We start from the raw sequence: 2,436 nt of genomic DNA, 5'->3' as shown, positions 1-2,436 counted from the left end.
GGCACTCTCCGAGAGCTTTTCCTGTGTAAAAAAACTCTTCAACCATTGCCAAAAGTTGGAAAAGCTTCGTTTAACGCCCTCCCACAAATTGCCAAACCACTCGACAACAGAGGAAAGTCCTTGTTTAAACTTTTGCCAATGGGAAGAGAAGTCGAAAGCAGCAGCAATGATGTTTTTCCATTTGGTTATGGTGGTAGTATCGGCACCAAAAAAGCGCATGACGGCTTCAAAGGCACGCCCCCAAGCCCGAGATACCCCCTGTGCAAAGCCTTTGACAAAAGAAGAAAAACGATCCCAATATTTCCACAAAGCAAAACCAGCAGCAAGGATGACAGCCACAACAGCAGCAATGACCGCCCCTATTGGAGTAAAAATACCCCCCACAACAGAGGAAAGACTTGCCCCAACCACTTCGATCACTGTCCCAATAAAGCCAAACGAGGCAGAAAATGCACTTCCTGAGACAGCTATCCCTCGTAAAGCCCCCACAAGTAAAGTCATTGGGCGAAGAAGACGCAGTGCACTCCCACCAAGCCCTGCTGCCATTAAACCCAATGAGCGCCCTGCAGCCAATAGCCCTCGCCAGCTTGCAGAAAGACCACGACTAACAGCCCCCATCTTGATAAAAGAGCCCATCAATTGAAGAAGCCCAAGGCGTGTCCCGGCCATAGTAAAACGCAACACACGCAGAGCAATATTAAAAGCCATAAGGGCAGCAATGGTTTTGATAATGGCGCTTGTTAAAGCAGGATGGGCATTCGCCCATGCCATCAAACCATTGACAAATCCCCCAACACTTTCCATCAAACTGTTGAGAGGAGGCAGAAGCACTTCACCAATGCTAATCCCCAAAGCCACAATGCGGTTTTGTAAGAGTTCAAATTGTCGCCTGGACAAAAAGCGCACGATCAATCACCGACAATTCATTGCGAAAGAGGTTTTCTGCCACTTCTAAAAGCGCAGCATTCTCTTTATCCGCCTGCACCACAACCGCATCAATTTCGCTATAGCCTAAAAGCTCAGCAGCCCTCAGCCGATGTGCACCAGCTATAAGCGTGTAATTACCCTCTTTAGCATTAGGTGTATGACGCACCGTAATCGGATTCATCAATCCCTCCCGCGCCATTGATTGTGCAAGTGCCTTGGCATGCTCAACATCTACAGGGCGTATACGTTCGGGAACAACAATCAAATCTAAAGCAATCTCTTGAAACTGTGCCATCACGCCCCCGCCTTTTCCATTTCTAGTAAGAATAAATCCATCGCACGCCCTGCCCATCTTCGATAAGCTTTCGCAAAAACGGGTTCTTCCAAACGCCGATTAATCACTTGCAAAGCAAGAAAGATAGCAGTCTACTGCCGTACTTGCATGGCAACAATACGCCGCCGCGGTACCTCAAACTGATAATGCAAAATATGAATGGCAATTTGCCGCGCTAATATCGCATCAAACAATCCATGCTGAGGATCAATAATATACCGGATCGGTACATGCCGAAAGCCACCACTCACTGCTTTTAAAGAACAGGAAAGCATCATTTGTAACCGTTCAGCTTCTGAATAAGGATTAAAGATTTCTCTTTTTGCCTCGGGCGTCCATAAATTATAAGCTGCAACCATAACCATCCACCATTAGTAAAATCCGCTTACCACCTATGGAAAACAAAACTACCCAAACGGCTGTTCTATGATGCAACTCTATGCAATTTATCTTGCCTATTTCGTACTGATCTTTAGACATTGATAAACCTTTTCATCTTATGGTATTTAAATTCATGGCAAATGCGTATGACACACGCAAAGCCGTGTAACGAAGTTCAAGCAGCATTACCGCGCAATGCGGACTGTGTTGCCGAATCTGTATTGGCATGTTTTGCTGCTTTAAAAATACGACGGCGACTTTTGGGGTAGCGGTCGTAGAACACTTGCTCGACGGGAAAACCGATAAAATCGGCAATAGCACGTTCGGCTTTCTCGTTGGGGCGTGTCCAGATGTGTTGAACGCTGGATGACGGTAATTGATATGCTTTAGCCAGCTCCGCCAAAGTCATATTACGGCGGCGTAGCTCGGCTAAAATACTATGGCGATCCCAGACTTGTGTGGTGGTCATAACTTTCGCTCCTGCTTTAAACGGACGCTCCTACATCCGTTTTTTGTGGGGTTAAATGTATAATAAATGCCCTCAATATCGGGCTGTAATTAGAGGTATATACCAAATATTTTGTGTTGTAAACAATGTATTTTGTATAGAGGTGATTTTTTTTGGCACGTCCAGAAGTAGAACCTAAAACAGAACTGGCAAAACGATTGCGTGAAATACGACGAATGCTCGGAAACGAAGAACGGGGCATTTTTGCGCAACGCCTTAATTTACAACGCAATACCCTTGCCAATTATGAAATCGGAGCACATGAGCCTCCATCCTCAGTAATTAA

2 protein-coding genes and 3 pseudogenes are annotated in these 2,436 nt (G+C 45.6%); 1 reads left to right on the top strand and 4 read right to left on the bottom strand.

The genetic code is table 11. The features are described 5' to 3' along the window. The 4 genes and pseudogenes from ACFIO3_RS11555 to ACFIO3_RS11540 all read right to left on the bottom strand — a co-directional run. Window positions 1–897: phage tail tape measure protein (locus tag ACFIO3_RS11555; RefSeq protein ID WP_375704495.1), on the bottom strand; the 897-nt coding region annotated here is incomplete at its 3' end. Then, window positions 890–1,222: pseudogene (locus ACFIO3_RS11550) on the bottom strand (ParB N-terminal domain-containing protein); the annotation flags it as partial. The gene ACFIO3_RS11555 and the pseudogene ACFIO3_RS11550, both read right to left, overlap by 8 nt. Next, window positions 1,222–1,620, bottom strand: a pseudogene (locus tag ACFIO3_RS11545) (hypothetical protein). The pseudogenes ACFIO3_RS11550 and ACFIO3_RS11545, both read right to left, overlap by 1 nt. Window positions 1,621–1,817: 197 nt before the next feature. Further along, window positions 1,818–2,111: a helix-turn-helix domain-containing protein gene (locus ACFIO3_RS11540; protein ID WP_375607837.1), complete on the bottom strand. Its 294-nt coding sequence runs from the start codon at window positions 2,109–2,111 to the stop codon at window positions 1,818–1,820. Window positions 2,112–2,263: 152 nt separating this feature from the next. Between ACFIO3_RS11540 and ACFIO3_RS11535 the strand changes: the two are divergent. Continuing rightward, window positions 2,264–2,436 (top strand): annotated as a pseudogene (locus ACFIO3_RS11535) (transcriptional regulator); the annotation flags it as partial.

This window comes from Bartonella sp. AD328YNZD (assembly GCF_042196425.1).
Note: the sequence above shows the minus strand (reverse complement) of the source record. Positions and strands in the feature narration are given on the sequence as shown.

Excerpts from the sequence above, each read along its gene's own strand:
- ACFIO3_RS11540 (WP_375607837.1), bottom strand. The coding sequence starts at position 2,111 with ATGACCACCACACAAGTCTGGGATCGCCATAGTATTTTAGCCGAGCTA.